This window comes from Bradyrhizobium daqingense (assembly GCF_021044685.1).
Taxonomy (GTDB): Bacteria; Pseudomonadota; Alphaproteobacteria; order Rhizobiales; family Xanthobacteraceae; genus Bradyrhizobium; species Bradyrhizobium daqingense.
Genome location: NZ_CP088014.1, coordinates 865,873 through 887,271 on the forward strand (window position 1 = coordinate 865,873; position 21,399 = coordinate 887,271).

Below are 21,399 nucleotides of genomic sequence, written 5' to 3' on the forward strand. Positions count from 1 at the left end.
GCTAGACCTCATCGAACAGACGTTGTGATAGCTTCGAGCGGATGTTGCCGGCGGGATCGAGCGATTTGCGGATCGCGTTGAAGCGTTGCAAGGCGGGATAGCCGGCCGCGAAGGTCGCGCGCGACTGGCGCGCATCCTTGGCAAGATAGAGCCGCCCGCCCGCGGCGACGACGAGGCGATCGATCTCGTCGAGGAAATTCAGGATGTCGCCCCGCACGGGGAAATCCAGCGCCAGCGTGTAGCCGGGCAGCGGAAACGACAGGATGCCGTCGCCCTGGCCGAGCTTCTTGAGCACCGCGAGAAAGGAAGCATCGCCACGCCGTGCGACGCGCTCGAGGATCTCGCCGAGCACATCGCGCGCACCGGCTTCCGGGATCACGCATTGATGCTGGAGGAAACCCCGCCTGCCATAGATGCGATTCCAGTCGGCAATGCTGTCGAGCGGAAAGAAATAAGGATAGAGCGAGACCACCCGGCTGCCGCCGGCGCGGCGTGCACCCATGCGGTAATACATCTCGTTGAAGGCGCGGATGCTGTAGCGGTTCAGCGTCATCGCGGGCAGATCGACGGGCACGCCGAGGCCGGAATCCTTGCCGACAGGAAATGCAGCGGCACCCTCCGTGAGCTCGTCCTTGCCGGCATGCTCACCGAGATAGATCAGCGAGCGGCCGAGATCCTTGCCGCGCGCCACGCAATCGATCCACGCCACCGAATAGGTCGCGCTATCGCCCGCATCGAGCGCGCGCATTGCCGCGTCGAGATCGGATGCACAGATCACGCGCTCGCGAATCCATCCGGTTTCGACGGTGCGCAGCCGCATCGTCGCTTCCAGGATGATGCCGGTCAGGCCCATGCCGCCGATCGTCGCGAAGAACGCATCAGAGTTCTGCTCGCGCGAGGCTTCGATCACCTCGCCCTGCCCGGTGCGCAGCAAGATGCTGTCGACATAGCGGCCGAAGCCGCCCTCGCAATGATGGTTCTTGCCGTGCACGTCAGCCGCAACGGCACCGCCGATCGACACGAAGCGCGTACCGGGCACGACGAAGGGCAGGAAGCCGCGCGGACCGAAGGTCTCGATCAGGTCCGCGAGCAGCACGCCGGCTTCGAGGCGGATACGGCCGGTTGCGGGATCGAACGACCTGACCCGGTCGAAGCCGGTCATCGTGACGGTCCGGACGGTTCCGATCGCGGCATCGCCATAGGCGCGGCCGTTGCCGCGCGCGATCGTGCCGGCCGCGACGGCCTCGCCGACCGCCGCGAACGAGCGCGGACGCAGCACGTCGCTATCGACGACCGGGAAGCGCCCCCAGCCGCTGACGAGGGTCATGGCTCAGCTCCTGTGCCGGACGCGCGCCCGGCGTTGGAAACTGACTACCGATCAAAAGCTTATTTTGCGTTGAAGGCGAGGTGGAAGTGTAGCCCGAGAGGTTAATGCCCGAGCGCCAGCGCGATCAGGCCGAGCGTGCCGGCGATGACGCGCCACCAGGCGAACAGCAGGAAACCGTGCCGGGTGACATAGGTCAAAAACGTCTTCACCACAATGATTGCAGTGATGAATGACACCACGAAGCCGATCGCGACGATGTTGATGTTATCCATCGTCATCTCGGCGCGGCTCTTGTAGAAATCGTAGGCGAACGCGCCGATCATGGTGGGGATGGCGAGGAAGAAGGAAAACTCCGCCGCCGCGCGCTTGTCAGCGCCGAGGAGCATTGCGGCCACGATGCTGGCGCCGGAACGCGACACGCCCGGGATCATCGCCACGCACTGCGCGATGCCGATATAGAGATACATCAGCAGCGGAAACTTCGTGGCATCATGCTCGCGCGGCTTGAGCTCGAGCTTGTCGACCCAGAGCAGGATGGCGCCACCGACGATCAGCGTGAAGCAGATGACCCACGGATTGAACAGCAGGAGCTTGATATATTTGCCGGCCACGAGGCCGACGACGACAGCCGGCAGGAATGCGACCAGCACGCCGATCACGAAGCGGCGAGCATAGGCATCGCCGCTGAAGAAGCCGATGACGACGTCCCACAGCTTCCTGAAATACAGCCCGACGATCGCGAGGATCGCGCCGAGCTGGATCAGAACCGTAAACGAATCCCAGAAGGCACCTTCGCCGAGGTGAAAGAAGCGCTCGGCAAGCAGCAGGTGACCGGTCGAGGACACGGGAAGGAACTCGGTCACGCCCTCGATGATGCCGAGGATCACTGCCCGTATTGCATCTGACATATTTACGGTCCAATTCGGCTGGAAAAGCGGGGCCCTTCTCGCCTATTCGCCCCCATGCCGCAATCGCAAAATGCCAAATCACGCCCTTGCTTCGCGGTTTTGAAGGACTAGTGTGGCGCCGCACAAACATTGATGGATTCTTAAGCACCATCAAATAGTCAAAGGCTTCATGTTTACGCTGTTTCATCATCCGTTCTGTCCGCATTCGCGCTTCATCCGCCTGATCGTGGGTGAATACGGGCTCGACCTGAAGCTGGTCGAGGAGCGCAGCTGGGAGCGGCGCGAGGCGTTTCTGCTGCTCAATGCTGCCGGCACGACGCCCGTGATGGTGGACGACGAGCAGCCGCCGATTCCGGGCGCGGCGATCATCGCCGAATATGTCGACGAGGCCTACGGTGCCGAGATGGGCGCCAAGCGCCTGATGCCGGAGACGATTGCCGAGCGCGTCGAGGTGCGCCGGCTGATGGCCTGGTTCAACGAAAAGTTCTTCGAGGAGGTCTCGCATCCTCTCGTCACCGAGCGCATCTACAAGCGGTTCATGAACGAGGAGGACGGCGGCGGCCCGCCCTCGGCCGACGTGATGCGCGCCGCCAAGGCGAACGTACGCTATCATCTGGCCTATATCGGCTGGCTGGCGCAGACTCGCAACTTCCTCGCCGGCGACCGGCTCACTTACGCGGATCTCGCCGCCGCGGCGCATCTCTCGGCGATCGACTATCTGGGCGACGTGCCATGGAGCGAGGACGACGCAGCCAAGGCGTGGTACGCGCGGGTGAAATCCCGCCCGTCGTTCCGTCCGCTGCTGAGCGAATGGCTGGCCGGCGTGCCGGCGTCGCGGACCTACGTGGACCTGGATTTCTGATGGTGCGCGTCATGCCCGGGCTCGTCCCGGGCATCCACGCACTTCCTGTCTCGGTGAGGACTACACAAGAACGTGGATGGCCGGGACAAGCCCGGCCATGACGCGTGTGGATGCATCGGTGATTAAACCCAGCATCGACATTGATGAGCTTCGTACCGCGCTTGCACGCGAAGCGCGCGCGCTCGGCTTCGACTGCATCGGCATCACCGCACCTGGCACGATCGAGAACGCGGGAAAATACTTTCTCGAATTCATTGCCTCGGGTGGCCATGGCGACATGGATTGGCTCGCGGCGCAGCCGGAGCGCCGCGTCGATCCGCGCGGGCTGTGGCAAGACGTGCGCTCTGTGATCATGCTCGGCGTCAATTACGGCCCCGACCAGGATCCGCTCGCGATCCTGGAGCAGCGCACACACGCGGCGATCTCGGTCTATGCACAGGGCGATGATTATCACGACCTCATCAAGAAGCGGCTGAAGGCGCTCGCGCGCTGGCTGGTCGCAACCGCGCCGTCGGAGGTGAAGGTGTTCGTCGACACCGCGGCGGTGATGGAGAAACCCTTGGCGCAGACCGCAGGCCTCGGCTGGCAGGGCAAGCATACCAATCTCGTCTCGCGCGAGTTCGGCTCATGGCTGTTCCTCGGCGCGATCTACACCACGCTCGACCTGCCGCGTGACGAGGCCGAGATCGACCATTGCGGCTCGTGCCGGGCCTGTCTCGACATCTGCCCGACCGCGGCATTTCCCGTGCCCTACAAGCTCGATGCGCGGCGCTGCATCTCCTATCTCACCATCGAGAACAAGGGACCGATCCCGCGCGAATTCCGCAAGGCCATCGGCAATCGCATCTATGGTTGCGATGATTGTCTCGCCGCATGCCCGTGGAACAAGTTCGCGCAGGAGGGACGGGAAGCGAAACTCGCCGCACGCGACGCATTGCGGGCGCCTTCTCTCGCTGAGCTCGCCCGGCTGGACGACGCGGCATTCCGTGCGCTGTTCACGAAATCTCCGGTCAAGCGTATCGGCCGCGATCGGTTCGTGCGCAATGTGCTGATCGCGATCGGCAACTCGGGCGATGCTGCGCTGGCGGGTGAGGCGCGGCGATTGCTGGAGGATGCGAGTCCTCTGGTGCGTGGCGCTGCGGTGTGGGCGCTGGGGCAGTTGGTGGCGCGGGACGAGTGTGCCGAGTTGAGGCACGCTGCGTTGGACAAAGAATCCGACGAGAGTGTGCGTGAGGAGTGGCACGCCTTCTCCTAATCCACCGCTGTCATGCCCAGGCTTGACCGGGGCATCCAGTAAGCCGCGGCTTCTCGACTCGATCACTGCTGCCTCGGCGTACTGGATCGCCCGCCTTCGCGGGCGATGACACCGTTATTGTCGCGTCGTTGCGCGCACCACCACCCTTGATTTCCCCGCGCGTTTCTTCAATCTCGCGCATCATGACAAACATGCCTTTCTTCACCCGCGACGGCGATACATTCCATCCGACGGAAGTGGCGAATGGTCCGTGGGATCCGAAATCGCTGCACGGACGCGTCATCATCGGCCTGCTCGGCTTCGCCATCGAGGAGCGCCATTCCGGACCCGAATTCGTGCCGGCGCGGCTCACCGTCGACATGTTTCGGCTGCCGACCATCGACAAGCCGATTCAAGTGACGACGCGCCTCGTGCGCGACGGAATGCGCATCCGTGTGGTGGAGGCGGAGTTCGTCTCCGGCGGTGTCAGCATGGCACGTGCCTCGTGCCAGCTGCTGCGGCGAACGCAAAATCCTGAAGGCAATGTCTGGTCGCCGCCGAACTGGGACGTGCCGAAGCCATCAGACATTCCGAAACCCACCGATCCCAGACTCGGCATGAACGGCAAATGGGCGACACGTCCCATCGTCGGCCATATGGGCTCGCTTGGACCGCGAAAACTCTGGATGAGCGAGGTGCGCGAGCTCGTCGCGGGCGTGCCGATGACGCCGTTCGTGCATGTCGCCACCGGCGCCGATTTCGCCAGCCCGTTTGCGAATGCCGGCGACAAGGGGCTCGGCTACATCAACAGCGACGTCACCATCTATCTGCACCGCCTGCCGGTGACAAATTGGATCGGCTTCGAGGTGGTGAACCATCACGCCACCGATGGTGTGGCGATCGGCGAATGCTGGCTCTATGACGAAGAAGGCCCGATCGGCACCGCGACCGTCGCCGCGCTGGCGCAGCGCAAGCCGATGGCGAATCCGTCGAAAAGGTAGACTCGGTCATTCCGAGGCAGCCGGCAGGGCTGAACCCGGAATCTCGCGCAGCAATCTCGGGATTCCGGGTTCGCGCTCCGCGCGCCCCGGAATGACGACTTAAGCCAGATGCCGCTGCATCTCCGGCCGCGCTTTCAGCTCGGCGCCCTGCTTGGCGACGATCTTCGCGATCCGCTCGGGCGCAAACTTCAGGTCGACGAAGGCCGGCGCGGTATTGGCGACCTCGTGATAGCTCGCGATCCTGCCGTCCTTCAGCGTCATGATCGCCACACCCTCGAACATCGCCCGCGCGCCGTTCGCTTCCGACAGCGTCGAGCGATAGCTGAATGTGTAGCGCGCATAGAGCGTGGTGCCGTCGGTGACGGGGGCGTGCATGTCCCAGCGGAAGTCGGTCGCCGTGCGATAGAACCAGTCGTCGATCAGCTCGGCGATCTTGGCGCGGCCGACGAAGGCGCCGTAGAAAACGTCGTGATAGACGCCATCCTCGGTGAACAGCTCAGCGAAGGCTTTCCCGTTGCGCTGCTCGACCGCGTCGCAGAAAGCGCGCAGCATGGCGGTGGTGGTCATCGGCGCTTCTCCTTGCCGTTGCTGTCATGCCCCGCGAAGGCGGGGCATCCAGTACTCCGAGGCTTCCCGGCTCAGTCACAATCGCCGCGGCGTACTGGATCGTCCGACTTCGCGGACGATGACAGCGTGCATTGTAGAAACAACTTCACCCGATCTCCGCCACCGCCGCAAGAATTCGCGCGATGTCCTGCGGGCGCGACAAGCGGTGGTCACCGTCCTGGATCATGGTCAGCACGACGTCGTCGGCGGGCAGACGATGCGTCAAGGCAAACGCGTGCTGCCACGGCACATCAGGGTCTTTCGCGCCTTGCAGGATGCGGACGGGGCAGCCGAGATCGATGGCGCTGCCGAGCAAGAGATGATTGCGCCCCTCCTCGATCAGGTTTCGCGTGATCGGATAGGGCGAGCCGTCGCCATATTCCGACGGCCGCATCCAGACACCTTTGGTCTCGATCTCCTTCTTCACCGAAGAAGGGAAATTCTTCCACATCAGCTCCTCGGTGAAATCGGGCGCCGGCGCGATCAGGACGAGACCCGCGAGCGACGCTCTGGCCTGCTCCTTCTCTTGCTGCTTCCTGATCTCGCGCGCGAGCAGCAGCGCCATCCAGCCGCCCATGGAGGAGCCGATCAGAACCTGTGGGCCGGCGCAGAAGCGCTCGAACACCGCCATGCTATCCTCCAGCCAATGCCCGATGGTTCCATCGACGAATTCGCCGCCGGATTCGCCGTGACCGGAATAGTCGAACCGGACCACAGCACGGCCGTGCTCCCTGGCCCAGCCGTCCAGCGCCAGGGCCTTGCCGCCCTGCATGTCCGACTTGAATCCGCCGAGCCAGACCAGTCCGGGGCCCTCTCCGGTACGTCGGCGCACCGCGATCCTACGCGCCGACGGACCTTCGCCGACGGTAATGAACTCGAGCACGCTATCGGGAATTGCATCGGTCATGGAACGTTTACTCTGGCTGTGCAGTTTGAGCCGCTCGGACGGACTTTGTCGCGCGGCCCGACCCGGCATTGACCCTGCATTGACCCTTGGGACGCTTGCGGAACAGGGGCAAGGTGTCTATGTCGGTCGGCGTGGGAAAGGGCGTGACCAAAATGCCTCGCATTTGAGGGTTTTTCGCGTCTCACACGGGCGACTTGCTTGCCGGCAAACGCATCTTCCTTCAAGATAGCTGCTTCTTTCACAACTTTGGAGAACCACCCATTCGCCGTCCCAATAAAGCTCCGCCCGCTGCCAGCAAAGACGGGCCGCGCATCAATGATGATATTCGCAATGCGCAGATCCAGCTGATCGATCAGACCGGTGACAACAAAGGCACGGTCGAGACGGTCGTGGCCATCAAGATGGCCCAGGAAGCCGGCATGGATCTGGTCGAGATTTCGCCGAACGTCAGCCCTCCCGTCTGCAAGATCATGGATTACGGGAAATACAAGTATTCCGCTCAGAAGAAAGCCGCGGAAGCCCGCAAGCGGCAGAAGACGGTCGAGATCAAGGAGATCAAGCTCCGCCCCATGATCGACGATCACGATTACGACGTGAAGATGCGCGCGATGCAGCGGTTCTTCGAAGAGGGCGACAAGGTCAAGATCACGCTGCGCTATCGCGGCCGCGAAATGGCGCACCAGGAGATCGGCACCAAGCTGCTGGACAAGATCAAGACCGACGTCGCCGAACTCGCCAAGGTCGAGCAGGACGCACGGTTCGAAGGTCGCCAGGTCGTCATGGTGCTGGCGCCGCGCTGACGCCGGTTTGTCAGGACTGAGAGCTCAACGGCCCGTCCGGATCTCCGGCGGGCCGTTTTGTTGTTCACCTTCCCGCCTGCGGGCGAGGGAGCGCACCAGCCTCTTGGCGACTACGTCCGCGTCGCCTGCCAGGTGCCGCTGCACGGATCGCCGGAAATGACGCCCTTCCACGAGCCGGCGCCGTTCACGCCGGCGAGCCGGCCGCCGCCGGTCGCGTGGGAGGCGCCGACCGAGACCTGGACGGCGACGGCGCCGGACCGGTTGACCTTGCCCGAGACCCGGCCGCCGCCGGCGGAGGAGACGCGACTGCCTGTGACGCTGAAGGGAACGCTGTAGCCGGAGCTGCAATTGCCGCGCGTGGTGGCAAAGGTGACGTTCCAGATGCCGTCATAGCCGCCGGCGCGGGCATCGGCCGCCTGAGGCATCATGGTGGCGGCGAGCACGGCGAGCAGCGCCAGGCGGCGCGGACGGGCGAGGGTCGAGAAAGAGGAAATCGATTGCGGGAAACGGGCCATGGGTCCTGCTCCGGGACATGAAGGCGTGGGACATTGGGGTGGCAACCTCCAATAGTCTGCGGGCAGGTTCCGGCGGTTCATCGTTGCCAATCGGCCCGTCCTCTGTCATAAGCCCAGCCTTCATCGCCCGGCTGATTAAGGGCTGCCGTGGCGGTGTTCGTGCGGGTTTCGCGCTTGTTCGCAAAAACCTGAGCACAATCAACGCTCTAACGAGCATTTTAGACGGCCAGCCGCCTTCACGGGCGGATTTCTGTTGTGGCCATAGGAGAGCCAAATGCCCAAGCTGAAGACCAAATCGGGCGCTAAAAAGCGCTTCAAGGTGACTGCCACCGGCAAAGTGATGCACGCCCAGCGCGGCAAGCGTCACGGCATGATCAAGCGGACGAAGAAGCAGATCCGTCAGCTCCGCGGCACCCGCGTGCTGTTCAAGACCGACGGCGACAACGTCAAGAAGTACTTCTTGCCGAACGCCTGATCGCGTCCACGATCACTGCCACCGCTGCCGCGCATCGCGCGGCGATCCGAAAACCAAGTCATCTCTGAAGGATTTTTGTCATGTCTCGCGTCAAACGCGGTGTGACCGCCCACGCCAAGCACAAGAAAGTCTACAAGGCCGCCAAGGGCTTCTATGGCCGCCGCAAGAACACCATCCGCGCCGCCAAGCCGGCGGTCGAGAAGGCGATGCAGTATGCCTTCCGCGACCGCAAGCGCAAGAAGCGGACGTTCCGCGCGCTCTGGATCCAGCGCATCAACGCGGCCGTCCGTCCGTTCGGACTGACCTACAGCAAGTTTATCGACGGCATGGCTAAGTCCGGGATCACTGTGGACCGCAAGGTGCTGTCGGATCTCGCGATCAACGAGCCTGCGTCGTTCCAGGCGATCGCCGAGAAGGCCAAGGCCGCGCTGGCGGCGTAAGCCGCCGCTCTGCGCAGCGTTCAGCTTGTGATGGCCAGGGCACAGGCGCGTCTCGCGCTTTCATCGCCCCGGCCGTCATCTCTCGCGCATACACTTCTCCGACGTGGATGCCCGGCGAATCTAACGCGAAGACGCGCTTCGCGCTTTTGGCCGGGCGTGACGGGCTAGGATCATCGGCTCAGCATCCTGGCCAAAAGGGATTGCCATGACCGATCTTGCCCAGCTCCAAGCCCAGATCATCGCCGACATCGCCGCGGCCACCGACGAGGCCGCGCTCGAAGCCGTGCGCGTCGCAGCGCTCGGCAAGAAGGGCTCGATCTCGGCCTTGCTGGCAACGCTCGGCAAGATGTCGCCGGACGAGCGCAAGACGCAAGGCGCCGCGATCAACCAGGCCAAGGATGAGGTCACCCGGGCGATCGCAGCAAGGCGCGACGTCCTGAAGTCGGCCGCGCTCGATGCGCGGCTCGCCGCCGAGACCGTCGACGTCACCCTGCCGCTGCGCGATGCTGCGGCGGAGGCCGGCCGCATCCATCCGCTGAGCCAGGTCTGGGACGAGCTGACCACGATCTTCGCCGACATGGGCTTCTCGGTCGCCGAAGGCCCCGACATCGAGACCGACGATTACAACTTCACCAAGCTGAACTTCCCGGAAGGTCATCCGGCGCGCGAGATGCACGACACGTTCTTCTTCCATCCGAAGGAGGACGGCTCGCGCATGCTGCTGCGAACCCACACCTCGCCGGTGCAGGTGCGCACGATGCTGAGCCAGAAGCCGCCGATCCGCGTGATCTGCCCGGGCCGCACCTATCGCATCGATTCGGACGCGACCCACACGCCGCAATTCCACCAGGTCGAAGGCCTCGTCATCGACAAGACCTCGCACCTCGGCCACCTCAAATGGATCCTGCACGAGTTCTGCAAGGCGTTCTTCGAGGTCGATCACATCAACATGCGCTTCCGCCCGTCGTTCTTCCCGTTCACCGAGCCGTCGCTGGAAGTCGACATCCAGTGCCGCCGCGACAAGGGCGAGATCCGCTTCGGCGAGGGTGAGGACTGGCTGGAGATTCTGGGCTGCGGCATGGTGCACCCGAACGTGCTGCGCGCCTGCGGCATCGATCCCGACGAGTACCAGGGCTTTGCCTGGGGCATGGGCATCGACCGCATCGCCATGCTGAAATACGGCATCGCCGACCTACGCCAGCTGTTCGACAGCGACGTCCGCTGGCTGAGCCACTACGGCTTCAAGCCGCTGGAGGTGCCGACGCTGGCGGGGGGGCTGAGCTCGTGAGGGCTGTGATCGGGCATTCGAAGACTCGCACCGTTCCCGCTGAGGAGATAACCCTCTCCCTAACCCTCCCCGGCAAGCCGGGGAGGGAACGGATGGAGCGCGTGCGTAGCGTTCGTCGTATGGATACGTATTCGCCGTTCACTCGACAGGTCGGACTCCCTCCCCCGCCTGCGGGGGAGGGTTGGGGAGAGGGTTTCTCCGCGATGGGGCTGCCAATGGTCGATCCCAAGCATCCGGACTGGAAAATATCGCCCAAGCTGCGCGCCAATGCGCGCGCGCTCAGACGCGACTCGACTGATGCAGAGCGCATCCTTTGGTCGGAGCTGCGTGCAGCTCGGTTGAACGGCGCGAGCTTTCGTCGCCAGGTACCGATTGATCGCTACATCGCCGATTTCATCTGCCATGCAGCCAAGCTCGTCATCGAGCTCGATGGCGGCCAGCATTTCTCAGACGAAGGCGAGCGCGCGGATGCGCGTCGCTCTGCCGCGCTCGAAGCCAAGGGCTTCAAGGTGCTCCGCTTCAGCAATCTCGATGTCATGACGAATCGTGGCGGCGTTCTCGAAACAATCGCGACTACCATCGCGGAGAGAGCCCCCACCCCAGCCCTCCCCCGCAAGCGGGAGAGGGAGCCGACCATCTCCGTGGAGAAAAAGCAGCCATGAAATTCACCCTCTCCTGGCTGAAGGATCATCTCGACACCGACGAGCCGCTGGAAAAGCTCGCCGAGAAGCTCACCATGATCGGGCTCGAGGTCGAGAACATCGAGGACAAGGCTAAGGCGCTGAAGCCTTTCACCATCGCGAAGGTGATCTCGGCCGAGCAGCATCCCAACGCCGATCGCTTGCGGGTTTGCATGGTCGACACCGGCGACGGCGGCGCGCCGGTGCAGGTCGTGTGCGGCGCGCCGAATGCGCGCGCCGGCCTCGTCAGCGTGTTCTCGCCGCCGGGCACCTACATTCCCGGCAAGGACATCACGCTGGGCGTCGGCACCATTCGCGGCGTCGAGAGCCGCGGCATGCTGTGCTCGGCGGCCGAGCTGCAGATCTCCAACGACCATGACGGCATCATGGAATTGCCGGCGGACGCGCCAATCGGTGCCGGCTATGCCGAATGGGCCGCGCTCGGCGATCCCGTGGTCGAAATCAATCTGACGCCGAACCGGCAGGACTGCACCGGCGTGCACGGCATCGCGCGCGACCTCGCCGCTGCCGACATGGGCAAATTCAAGGATCCCACGATCAAGCCGATCAAGGGCGAATTCCCCTGCCCGGTGAAAGTCACGGTCGAGGATGCCACGTTGTGCCCAGGCTTCGCGCTCCGCCTCGTGCGTGGCGTGAAGAACAAGCCGTCGCCGGAATGGCTGCAGAAGCGGCTGACCGCGATCGGGCTGCGCCCGATCAACGCGCTGGTCGACATCACCAATTTCATGACCTTCGATCGCGCGCGACCGCTGCACGTGTTCGATGCCAGGAAGGTGACGGGCAATCTCGTCGTGCGTCGCGCCCGCGAGGGCGAGAGCCTGCTCGCGCTCGACGGTCGTACCTACAATCTCGATCCCTCGATCTGCGTGATCGCGGATGAGCACGGCGTCGAATCGCTCGCCGGCATCATGGGCGGCGAAGCTTCGGGCTGCGACGACGACACCACCGACGTGCTGATCGAATCGGCGCTGTGGAACGAGATCAACATCGCCCAGACCGGCCGCAAGCTCGGCATCAATTCGGACGCACGCTACCGCTTCGAGCGCGGCGTCGATCCGGCCTTCATGGTGCCGGGCCTGGAGCTCGCGACCAAGCTGGTGATGGAGATGTGCGGTGGCTCGCCGTCCGAGACATTCGTTGTCGGCAAAACTTTTGGTGACGATCGCCTGATCGAATTCCCGATCACCGAGGTCAAGCGCCTGTCCGGCATCGAGGTGCCGCAAATCGAGATGAAGCGCATCCTGAGCCATCTCGGATTCATGATGGCGGGCCCGGGTCCTGTGGTGAAGGTCGCGGTGCCGTCCTGGCGCTCCGACGTGCACGGCAAGGCCGACATCGTCGAGGAGATCGTGCGCATTTTCGGGGTCGACAAGGTGCCAATGACGCCATTCGAGCGCGGCGAGGACGCGCGCAAGCCAGTGCTGACGCCGCTGCAGCTCCGCACCCGCCGCGCGCGGCGTGCGCTCGCAAGCCGCGGAATGGTCGAGGCCGTGACGTGGTCGTTCATCGCAAAGCCTGCCGCCCAATTGTTCGGCGGCGGCCAGCGCGAGCTGGAGGTGGCCAATCCGATCGCCTCGGACCTGTCCGACATGCGTCCGACCCTTTTGGCGGGCCTGATCGCGGCGGCGCAGGCCAATGCCGATCGCGGCTTTGGCGATGTCGTGCTGTTCGAGGTCGGCCAATTGTTCAAAGGCGACCGCCCGCAGGATCAGTTCATGGCGGCGAGCGGCGTGCGCCGTGGTCTTGCTTCCTCTGAAGGGCCGGGAAGGCACTGGTCCGGCTCGGCGCAGGCCGACCTGTTCGACGTCAAAGCCGACGCGCTGGCGGTGCTGGCTGCCGCCGGTGCGCCGATGCAGGCGCTGCAGATCGTCGCCGGCGGTCCGGGCTGGCTGCATCCGGGGCGCTCCGGCACGATCCAGATCGGCCCGCAGAACGTGCTCGGCCATTTCGGCGAGATGCATCCGCGCGCGCTGGAGGCGCTCGGCGCCGACGGCCCGCTGATGGTGTTCGAGGTGATCCTCGATCGCATCCCCGAGGCCAAGAGGAAGCCGACCCGCGCCAAGCCCCTGATCGAGCTCTCGGCATTCCAGCCCGTCTCGCGCGACTTTGCCTTCATCGTCGACCGCACGGTGAAGGCGGGCGACATCGTGCGCGCCGCGCAGGGCGTCGACAAGAAGCTGATCACCGGCGTCAACGTCTTCGACGTCTACGAGGGCAAGGGCATCGATGACGGCAAGAAGTCGATCGCGATCGCGGTGACGATCCAGCCGCGCGAGAAGACCCTGACGGACCAGGAGATCGAGGCCGTCGGCACCAAGATCGTGGCCGAGGTCACGAAGAAGACCGGCGGCGTCTTGCGAGCATGACGCCGAAGAACGGAGCATGAGTCTCACCGACTTTCTTCCGAAGGACGTCAGTCTCACTCTTGCGATGGCGCTCTGCGCCGTCGCTTTCGTTTCGGGCACCGCGCGCGGCTTCTCCGGCTTCGGCTCGGCACTGATCTTCATGCCGCTGGCGAGCAGCATCGCGGCGCCGCGGCTGGTTGCCGCCTTGCTGCTCGTGATCGATTTCGTCGCGGCCGCGCCGCTCCTGCCCGACGCATGGCGCAAGGCCGACCGCAAGGCCACGGCCGTGATCGTGCTGGGCGCGCTGATCGGCGTGCCCGTCGGCACCTATTTCCTCAGCGTGCTCGAACCCGTCACCACGCGCTGGATCATCTCCTGCTTCGTCGCGGCGCTGCTGCTTCTGCTGCTGTCGGGCTGGCGATACCGCGGCAAGGACCACGCCTGGCTCTCGGTCGGCATCGGCGGCCTCTCGGGCTTTTGCAGCGGCATGGCGCAGACCGGCGGCCCGCCGATCGTCGGCTATTGGCTCGGCCGTCCCATCGCCCCGATCGTCGCACGCGCCAACATCGTGCTGTTCTTCGGCGCGTCGGATTTCTTCTCGATGGTCAGCTATGCCACCACGGGCCTGATCTCCCGCGAGTCGCTCACGCTGTCACTGATCGTCGGCCCGGTTTATGCGCTCGGCGTCGCCTTCGGCGCCTCGCTGTTCGGCCGAGCGAGTGAGACAATGTTCCGCCGTATTTGCTATGCGCTGATCGCGATAGCTGTGATCACCGGACTGCCGGTGCTGGACGGGGTGTTGCGCTGACTCTCTCCGCGGGGTCGTCCCGGCGGAGTGCGTTGCAGCTTGGTTACCCTATTGAGGTCTTGCCCGCCGCTTCTTCGTCGACTGCGTCGGCACGTCCGCCGGCTCGTCCTTGAGCGCGCCGATCTTCCGCAAGGCTGAGTCCGCGGCGCGTTCGCCGCTTTCCCAGGCCCCGTCGACGGTGCCCCAGAGCGTCTCGTGCGTGGCTTCGCCAGCGAGGAACATGTTGCCGATCGGTTCCGTCAGTATTTTTCGCGAGAGCTGGCCGCCGGGCGAGGATGCCGACATTGCGCCCATCACGTAAGGTGAGGCATTCCAGCGCGTTGCGCTGGTCTTCTGCACGGCGGCCGCAGCCTCGCTGCCGAACAGCTTCGTGATCCACTCCTTGGCGAAGGCCGCCATCGCCTTCTCGCCTTGCTCGGAGAGATCGCGGCCGAACGAGCCCCCGACATCGATCGAGCACAGCGAGGAGCCGCCGATGTTGGCGTATATCAGCGCGGTGCGCGTCGAACTGCTCTGCTCGATGAGAATGTCGTCGCGCGCAAGCCCGAGCGGATTGCGCGGCAATTGCAGCACGATATGATCGTAGCTGCCGAGGCTGAGCTTCGAGGCCGCATCCAACGTGCGCTTGGGGATGTCGGGCGCAAACTTGATGGCGCCCGACATCAACACGTTGGTGGAAACCGTGACGATGGCGGCGCGGGCGACGATCTTGCCGCTGAGCGTCTCTACAGCGACGTCGCGATTGCTCCAGACGATCCGGCTCGCCGGTGTCGCCAGCGCCACCGGCGCCTGCTCGCCGAGTTTTGCGATCAGGGTCCCCAGACCCTGGCGGCACGCGATCGCGCCGGTGCGGTCCTGCGCGCGGGCCTTGTCGATTGCCGACAGCTCCTTCAGATCCTTGCCGGCAAAGCCCGCGCCCAGCATGAATTCAGTCGCGCCGGCCCAGTCACCGAGATCCTTCGGCAGCACCGAGGCGCAGGACGTATCCAGCTTGCCGCGCGCGGCCTCGTCGATGGCGCGGTTGGCCCGGACCAAAGCGGCCAGGAATTCCTCGGTCTCGCCGGCACGCGCATTGCGGCGGCCGATGCGCATCTTCTGGCCCGAGGGGGCCGGCAGCACGTCGAGACCCGCGCTGCGCGCCAGGCGGATCATCGGATTGGTCTCGGGATTGTGCATCCAGCGTGCACCGCGGTCGAACGGCACGTCGAAGGTCCTGCTGTCCGTGATGCAGCGCCCACCGATCTCACCGGCGGCTTCGACCACCACGACCTTGCGGCCCGCCGCCATGATGCGCCGCGCTGCGGCAATTCCCGCAGCCCCGGCGCCGATCACGACGATGTCAGCCTCGCGCGGCAGGGGCGCGGCGGTCGCGCGCAGGACCGGCACCGCGGCAAGGGCCGCCGACGCCGAGAGGAAACCGCGGCGCGTGATTGTCATGTCATGGTTTCCGGGGACTTGCGGCGGACGGGAACAGCCAGAGAACCTTGCCGTATCTGATGTTGCGCAGCAACCATCATGGTGAATCAATCGTGCTTGATCTCACAGAGTGATGAACCGAATTGCAACACGTTTCGACCATGATAGAGAAGGGAAAAAGACGACCGGAAAAGGTCGTGGGGGGAGTGTGTAATGGGGACGGTCCTGGACTCAGTCGGCAAGCTGATTGCCGCGTACCTCTCGAAGGAGGTGCCGGGCTACGAGCCGTTCACGCCGAGCGACCCGGAGCACCTGCGCGGCGTCATCGAGGCCGGCGACGTGCTACTGGTCGAGGGCAACAACCGCATCTCCGGCATCATCAAATATCTGACCCAGTCGACCTGGTCGCACGCGGCGCTCTATGTCGGTCCGATCGAGGGTGCGGAAGAGGCGGACGGCGAGCCGCACGTGCTGATCGAGGCCAATATCGGCGAGGGCGTCACCTCTGCGCCGCTGTCGAAATACTTCCCCTATCACACCCGCCTCTGCCGCCCTGTCGGGCTGTCCTATGAAGACCGCACCACGGTGTGCCGCTATGCGATCAACCGCATCGGCTTCGGCTACGACACCAAGAACATCGTCGACCTCATGCGCTACCTGTTCCCGATGCCGATCCCGCAGCGCTGGCGGCGGCGCATGATCGCGCTCGGGTCAGGCGATCCGACCAAGATCATCTGCTCGGCCTTGATCGCGCAGGCGTTCGATGCCGTGCGCTATCCGATCCTGCCGAAGATCACCAAGGCCGGAAGCCGCGCCGCCCGCCGCGAGATCCTGCACATCCGCGATTCCTCGCTCTACATGCCCCGCGACTTCGACATCTCGCCCTATTTCGAAGTCGTCAAACCCACCATCGTGCACGGCTTCGACTACACGGCCTTGCACTGGGCCGACATGCAAAAGCCGCTCGAGGAGGTAGCGGGCACTTTCAGTGTGTTTCCAGAAACGCTCCGTGCGCCGCCGGTTGTTCCTGAAGCGATTGACGAGGAGGCGTCGGCTACGATTCCGGCTGAAGAAGTGAGTCCGCGCCACGCGGAAATAGACGCGACTTTCTCCGAGCATTTTGTGCAGCTGAGCGAGCTCGCGACGTATCGGGCACGCCGCCGTGGCGATACTTGCGAGATCGCGGCATAAGCACCGTGTCGTCCCTGCGAACGCAGGGACCCCTACCGCGTGATCCATCGATTGCCTGCGGTAGAAGTCCCGAACGACCAGCCGTCGCCAAACATCTCCCTGTGGTTATGGGTCCCTGCGTTCGCAGGGACGACAGCTGAGAGTGGGGTGCGACTCTCGTCACCACAACTGTCATTGCGATCCAACGGATCCGCGCGAAGCGCGGCCCGATGACAGGCTCCGCGAAGCAATCCAGACCTGTTACCGCGGTGGCAGTCTGGATTGCTTCGTCGCAAGAGCTCCTCGCAATGACGGCGGAGAGAGCGCGTTACCTTTCCGCCCGCCCGATCACCGCCATGAGCTCCGCGATCTTCTCGCGTTGATCGGCCTTGTCGCCGCTGGCGATGGCGTGCTCGACGCAATGGGCGACGTGGTCCTTCAGGACCTCCTCCTCGACCCGGCGCAGCGCGGCGCGCACCGCCGAGATCTGCGTAACGATGTCGATGCAATAGCGGTCTTCCTCCACCATTTTCGAGAGGCCGCGAACCTGGCCCTCGATCCGGCCGAGACGTTTTCCGACTGACGCCTTGATGTCGTTGCGCATGGCGTCTATATACCCCTACCGGGTATAGGTTGCAAGAGGCCGGAGCGTCGCAAATGAACAGCGAAGAAAACGGGCATCATCACGGGGCGGAAACGCATTCCAGGTGCGGCTGTTCCGCGAAGGCAGCGCCCCCAGCGGCCAAGCCCGCGGCCTCCTCGTGCTGCGGCGGACATGGCGATCATTCCGGCCACGCCCATCATCACGCGCATGACCATGATGATGCTGAAACCAAGGTGAAGGATCCCGTCTGCGGCATGACGGTCGACCCTGCGACCTCGAAGCATCACCTCACGCATCACGGCGAGACGTTCCATTTCTGCTCGGCCGGGTGCCGCACCAAGTTCGCCGCCGACCCCGCAAAATATCTCGCCAAGGAAAAGGCGCCCCCGCCCGAGATGCCCGCGGGCACGATCTACACCTGCCCGATGCATCCCGAGATCCGTCAGGTCGGCCCGGGGAGCTGCCCGATCTGCGGCATGGCGCTCGAGCCGGAAGTGGCGAGCCTGGAAACCGGGCCCAATCCTGAGCTCGCCGACATGACGCGGCGGTTCTGGATCGGCGGCGTGCTGGCGTTGCCGGCTGTAGTGCTGGAGATGGGCGGCCATCTCGCAGGTCCCCACAATTGGATCGATCCGACGCTGTCGAACTGGATCCAGTTCGCGTTCGCAACGCCGGTGGTGCTGTGGGCCGGCTGGCCGTTCTTCGTGCGCGGCTGGCAATCGCTGCTGACGCGCAACCTCAACATGTTCACGCTCATCGCCATGGGCACGGGCGTGGCCTATGTCTACAGCGTCCTCGGCGCCGTCGCGCCGCAGATATTCCCGGACAATTTCCGCGGCCATGGCGGCGCGGTCGCAGTCTATTTCGAGGCGGCCGCCGTCATCACCGTGCTGGTGTTGCTCGGCCAGGTGCTGGAGCTGCGCGCGCGCGACGCGACCTCGGGCGCGATCAAGGCGCTGCTGCAGCTGGCGCCGAAGACCGCGCGCCGCCTCGATGCTGACGGCAACGAGCACGAGGTCGAGATCGATACGCTCCATGCCGGCGATTCCTTGCGCGTTCGTCCCGGCGAGAAGGTGCCGGTCGACGGCATCATCCTGGAGGGACGCTCCTCGCTCGATGAATCCCTGGTCACCGGCGAATCCATGCCTGTTACCAAGGAGAGCGGCGCAAAAGTCATCGCGGGCACGCTGAATCAGTCCGGCAGCTTCATCATGCGTGCCGACAAGGTCGGACGCGAGACGCTGCTGGCGCAGATCGTGCAGATGGTCGCGGACGCGCAGCGCTCCCGCGCGCCGATCCAGCGGCTCGCCGACCAGGTCGCCGGCTGGTTCGTGCCCGCCGTAATCGTCGTCGCGATCGCCGCCTTTGCGGCCTGGGCCTGGTTCGGACCGGAGCCGCGCCTGGCCTTCGGTCTGGTCGCTGCGGTGAGCGTGCTGATCATCGCCTGCCCCTGCGCGCTGGGCTTGGCCACCCCGATGTCGATCATGGTCGGCGTCGGCCGCGGTGCGCAAGCCGGCGTGCTGATCAAGAACGCCGAGGCACTGGAGCGCATGGAGAAGATCGACACGCTGGTGGTCGACAAGACCGGCACGCTGACCGAGGGCAAGCCCAAGGTGGTCTCGATCGTTCCGGCCGCCGGCTTCGCGGAAGACGACATCCTCCGCATGGCGGCAAGCGTCGAGCGCGCCAGCGAGCATCCGCTGGCCGACGCCATCGTGCGCGCGGCCAAGGAGAAGCAGCTCACGCTCGCTCAGGTCGAGCAGTTCGATTCGCCGACCGGCAAGGGGGCGACGGGCAAGGTCGAGGGCAAGACCATCGTACTTGGCAATGCCAGATATCTGACATCGATCGGCATCGACACCAAGCCGCTCGACACCGAGGCCGAGCGCCTGCGCGGCGATGGCGCCACGGTGATCAACATGGCGGTCGACGGTCGGCTCGCGGGCCTGTTCGCGATCGCTGATCCGGTCAAGGCCTCGACGCCGGAGGCGCTGAAGGCACTTGCGGCAGAGGGCATCAAGGTGATCATGCTGACCGGCGACAACCGCACAACCGCCGAGGCCGTGGCGCGCCGGCTCGGCATCGCCGAGGTCGAAGCCGAGGTGCTGCCCGACCAGAAGAGCGCGGTGGTGACCAGGCTGCAAAAGGCCGGCCGCAGCGTCGCGATGGCCGGCGACGGTGTCAACGACGCCCCCGCGCTGGCGGCGGCCGAGGTCGGCATCGCCATGGGCACCGGCACGGACGTGGCGATGGAGAGCGCCGGCGTAACCCTGCTCAAGGGCGATCTCACCGGCATCGTGCGGGCGCGAAAACTGTCGCAGGCGACCATGAGCAACATCCGCCAGAACCTGTTCTTCGCCTTCATCTACAACGCCGCCGGCATTCCGATCGCGGCAGGCGTCCTCTATCCGGCCTTCGGCCTGCTGCTCTCCCCCATCATCGCGGCCGCGGCGATGGCGCTGTCCTCGGTGAGCGTGGTCGGGAATGCGTTACGGCTGCGCACGACGCAGCTGTGAGCACCGCGAATACCGTGTAAAACTGGTCCTTTCGGCGGCACGCACGGAGAGGACCTGATGCAGCGGATAACGATCACGATCGAGGACGATCTCCTGGCAGAGATCGATGCCGCAGCCGAAGCACGCGGCTATCAGAATCGCTCCGAAATCATTCGCGATCTCGCCCGCTCCGGCCTGCAGCAGAGCACGGAGGACACCGCGCAGACCGGCCAATGCGTCGCCGGGCTCGTCTATGTCTACGACCATGCCGCGCGCGATCTGTCGAAACGCCTGGTGCAGGAATTTCACGGCCATCACGACCTCGCGCTGGCGACCCTGCATGTCCATCTCGATGACAACAATTGCATGGAGATGACGGCGCTGCGCGGCGACGCCTCCGAGGTCAAGCATTTTGCCGACCACATCATCGCCGAACGCGGCGTGCGCTACGGCCGCGTGGTGATGATCCCGACGGGGGACGGCAAGCCGGCGAAGGGACGCAAGCACGGGCACAGGCATGAGTAAACGGTATCTTGCCCCGGACGCGGCGCAGCGCTCCTTCAGCGTTGCGCCGCAGAGCCGGGGCCCATCTCACCGCAAGCGCGTGGGTCCCGGCTCAGCAGCGCGTCATTTCATGCCGCGCTGCCTCCGGGACACGAGCCGCGTTAAGCCGCAGGTAGGAAAGTCTGCCTTGCCGAAACCGCTATGCATCTCTACCTCTCGCGAAGTGTTGACCTGAGAGGTGCCCCCATGCTGGATGCCGCCATCAAGGCGCTGTCGCAAATGATCTCGCCGCCGATGCGCTCGATCCTGTGGCGATCGATCGGGCTGGCGCTGGTGCTGATCATCGCGCTGGCGATCGGCCTGCAGCGGCTGCTCAGCTGGTTTGCGACCTCCGGTGGGGTCTGGCTGGAGGGCCTGCTCGGACCGGGCTGGCATTCGTCGATCGAGGTCCTCTCCTGGATCGTCTCGATCACGGCGGGCCTCGGCGTGGTGTTCGGCGGCGTCTTCCTGATGCCCGCGATCACCTCGCTGGTGGCGAGCCTGTTCGTCGATGATGTCGCCGACATCGTCGAGCGCGAGCATTATCCCGCCGAGCGGCCCGGCGTGGCGCTGCCGTTCAGCCAGGCGATCTTCGAGGGCGTCAAGACCGCGCTGCTGACGATCCTGATCTATCTGATCGCGCTGCCGCTGGTGCTGTTCGCCGGCGCCGGTTTCCTGATCTTCTTCATCGCCGCGGCTTGGCTGCTTGGCCGCGAATACTTCGAGCTCGCCGCGATGCGCTTCCGCCCACCGGCGGAAGCCAAGGCGATGCGGCGCGACAACGCCGCGACGATCTTCACGGCCGGCCTGTTCATTGCAGCCTTCGTCTCGATCCCGGTCCTCAATCTGGCGACGCCGATATTCGCCATGGGTTTCATGGTCCACATGCACAAGCGCCTGTCGGGCCCGCGCCCCGAGCTGATCGAGCCGGCGCGGCAGATGAGGTGACGGTGC

At 64.8% G+C, this 21,399-nt stretch carries 21 protein-coding genes; 14 read left to right on the forward strand and 7 right to left on the reverse strand.

Annotation, left to right across the window (positions count from 1 at the left end; translation table 11 throughout):
* Position 1: 1 nt before the first annotated feature.
* Both LPJ38_RS03965 and LPJ38_RS03970 read right to left on the reverse strand, forming a co-directional pair.
* Positions 2–1,327 (reverse strand): FAD-binding oxidoreductase, encoded by a 1,326-nt coding sequence (locus tag LPJ38_RS03965; protein WP_145630450.1) that lies wholly within the window; start codon positions 1,325–1,327, stop codon positions 2–4.
* 101 nt (positions 1,328–1,428) lie between these two features.
* The gene (locus LPJ38_RS03970) at positions 1,429–2,235 is read right to left on the reverse strand and encodes an undecaprenyl-diphosphate phosphatase (RefSeq protein WP_145630449.1); all 807 of its coding nucleotides are present in this window, start codon (positions 2,233–2,235) and stop codon (positions 1,429–1,431) included.
* Positions 2,236–2,404: 169 nt separating this feature from the next.
* Here LPJ38_RS03970 and LPJ38_RS03975 point away from each other — a divergent pair, with 169 nt between their 5' ends.
* The 3 genes from LPJ38_RS03975 to LPJ38_RS03985 all read left to right on the forward strand — a co-directional run bounded on the left by LPJ38_RS03975 (position 2,405) and on the right by LPJ38_RS03985 (position 5,332).
* Positions 2,405–3,097, forward strand: coding sequence for a glutathione S-transferase family protein (locus LPJ38_RS03975; RefSeq protein ID WP_145630448.1), 693 nt, complete (start codon positions 2,405–2,407; stop codon positions 3,095–3,097).
* Between the two features lie 118 nt (positions 3,098–3,215).
* Entirely contained in the window at positions 3,216–4,352 is a 1,137-nt protein-coding gene (queG, locus tag LPJ38_RS03980; RefSeq protein ID WP_404438246.1) for a tRNA epoxyqueuosine(34) reductase QueG, read from the forward strand.
* A 182-nt stretch (positions 4,353–4,534) separates the two neighbouring features.
* Entirely contained in the window at positions 4,535–5,332 is a 798-nt protein-coding gene (locus LPJ38_RS03985) for an acyl-CoA thioesterase domain-containing protein (RefSeq protein ID WP_145630446.1), read from the forward strand.
* Between the two features lie 99 nt (positions 5,333–5,431).
* Here LPJ38_RS03985 and LPJ38_RS03990 read toward each other — a convergent pair whose 3' ends face one another.
* Positions 5,432–5,899, reverse strand: coding sequence for a nuclear transport factor 2 family protein (locus tag LPJ38_RS03990; RefSeq protein WP_145630445.1), 468 nt, complete (start codon positions 5,897–5,899; stop codon positions 5,432–5,434).
* Positions 5,900–6,044: 145 nt separating this feature from the next.
* The gene (locus LPJ38_RS03995) at positions 6,045–6,845 is read right to left on the reverse strand and encodes an alpha/beta hydrolase (RefSeq protein ID WP_145630444.1); all 801 of its coding nucleotides are present in this window, start codon (positions 6,843–6,845) and stop codon (positions 6,045–6,047) included.
* A gap of 260 nt (positions 6,846–7,105) precedes the next feature.
* Here LPJ38_RS03995 and infC point away from each other — a divergent pair, with 260 nt between their 5' ends.
* The gene (infC, locus tag LPJ38_RS04000) at positions 7,106–7,645 is read left to right on the forward strand and encodes a translation initiation factor IF-3 (protein ID WP_145630623.1); all 540 of its coding nucleotides are present in this window, start codon (positions 7,106–7,108) and stop codon (positions 7,643–7,645) included.
* 110 nt (positions 7,646–7,755) lie between these two features.
* On the opposite strand, the gene LPJ38_RS04005 is transcribed toward infC, so the two are convergent.
* On the reverse strand, positions 7,756–8,160 hold the full coding sequence (locus LPJ38_RS04005; RefSeq protein ID WP_145630443.1) for a hypothetical protein: 405 nt from the start codon (positions 8,158–8,160) through the stop codon (positions 7,756–7,758).
* A gap of 274 nt (positions 8,161–8,434) precedes the next feature.
* On the opposite strand from LPJ38_RS04005, the gene rpmI reads away from it, so the two are divergent.
* The 6 genes from rpmI to LPJ38_RS04035 all read left to right on the forward strand — a co-directional run bounded on the left by rpmI (position 8,435) and on the right by LPJ38_RS04035 (position 14,217).
* Positions 8,435–8,635, forward strand: coding sequence for a 50S ribosomal protein L35 (rpmI, locus tag LPJ38_RS04010; RefSeq protein WP_008539890.1), 201 nt, complete (start codon positions 8,435–8,437; stop codon positions 8,633–8,635).
* A gap of 80 nt (positions 8,636–8,715) precedes the next feature.
* Entirely contained in the window at positions 8,716–9,075 is a 360-nt protein-coding gene (gene rplT / locus LPJ38_RS04015; protein ID WP_008539880.1) for a 50S ribosomal protein L20, read from the forward strand.
* A gap of 205 nt (positions 9,076–9,280) precedes the next feature.
* The gene (pheS, locus tag LPJ38_RS04020) at positions 9,281–10,363 is read left to right on the forward strand and encodes a phenylalanine--tRNA ligase subunit alpha (protein WP_145630442.1); all 1,083 of its coding nucleotides are present in this window, start codon (positions 9,281–9,283) and stop codon (positions 10,361–10,363) included.
* 215 nt (positions 10,364–10,578) lie between these two features.
* Positions 10,579–11,025, forward strand: coding sequence for an endonuclease domain-containing protein (locus LPJ38_RS04025; RefSeq protein ID WP_208750513.1), 447 nt, complete (start codon positions 10,579–10,581; stop codon positions 11,023–11,025).
* Positions 11,022–13,430, forward strand: a complete 2,409-nt coding sequence (gene pheT / locus LPJ38_RS04030) for a phenylalanine--tRNA ligase subunit beta (protein WP_145630441.1) — start codon at positions 11,022–11,024, stop codon at positions 13,428–13,430. Before LPJ38_RS04025 ends, pheT begins: the two co-directional genes overlap by 4 nt.
* Positions 13,431–13,446: 16 nt before the next feature.
* A complete protein-coding gene (locus LPJ38_RS04035; protein ID WP_145630440.1) occupies positions 13,447–14,217 on the forward strand; it encodes a sulfite exporter TauE/SafE family protein in 771 nt (256 codons plus the stop codon).
* Positions 14,218–14,265: 48 nt separating this feature from the next.
* Here the strand turns inward: LPJ38_RS04035 and LPJ38_RS04040 are convergent, their stop codons facing one another.
* Complete coding sequence (locus LPJ38_RS04040; protein ID WP_145630439.1) at positions 14,266–15,654, reverse strand: flavin monoamine oxidase family protein; 1,389 nt, start codon at positions 15,652–15,654, stop codon at positions 14,266–14,268.
* Between the two features lie 192 nt (positions 15,655–15,846).
* Between LPJ38_RS04040 and LPJ38_RS04045 the strand changes: the two genes are divergently transcribed.
* On the forward strand, positions 15,847–16,824 hold the full coding sequence (locus LPJ38_RS04045) for a YiiX/YebB-like N1pC/P60 family cysteine hydrolase (protein WP_145630438.1): 978 nt from the start codon (positions 15,847–15,849) through the stop codon (positions 16,822–16,824).
* 307 nt (positions 16,825–17,131) lie between these two features.
* Here LPJ38_RS04045 and LPJ38_RS04050 read toward each other — a convergent pair whose 3' ends face one another.
* Positions 17,132–17,407, reverse strand: coding sequence for a metal-sensitive transcriptional regulator (locus LPJ38_RS04050; RefSeq protein ID WP_145630437.1), 276 nt, complete (start codon positions 17,405–17,407; stop codon positions 17,132–17,134).
* 53 nt (positions 17,408–17,460) lie between these two features.
* Here LPJ38_RS04050 and LPJ38_RS04055 point away from each other — a divergent pair, with 53 nt between their 5' ends.
* The 3 genes from LPJ38_RS04055 (at position 17,461) to LPJ38_RS04065 (ending at position 21,393) form a co-directional block, all read left to right on the forward strand.
* Positions 17,461–19,923 (forward strand): heavy metal translocating P-type ATPase, encoded by a 2,463-nt coding sequence (locus LPJ38_RS04055; RefSeq protein ID WP_145630436.1) that lies wholly within the window; start codon positions 17,461–17,463, stop codon positions 19,921–19,923.
* Between the two features lie 57 nt (positions 19,924–19,980).
* A complete protein-coding gene (gene nikR, locus LPJ38_RS04060) occupies positions 19,981–20,427 on the forward strand; it encodes a nickel-responsive transcriptional regulator NikR (RefSeq protein WP_145630435.1) in 447 nt (148 codons plus the stop codon).
* Positions 20,428–20,652: 225 nt separating this feature from the next.
* Positions 20,653–21,393 carry a sulfate transporter family protein gene (locus LPJ38_RS04065; RefSeq protein ID WP_145630434.1) on the forward strand — a complete coding sequence of 247 codons (741 nt, stop codon included), beginning with the start codon at positions 20,653–20,655 and terminating at the stop codon, positions 21,391–21,393.
* Positions 21,394–21,399: the final 6 nt, after the last annotated feature.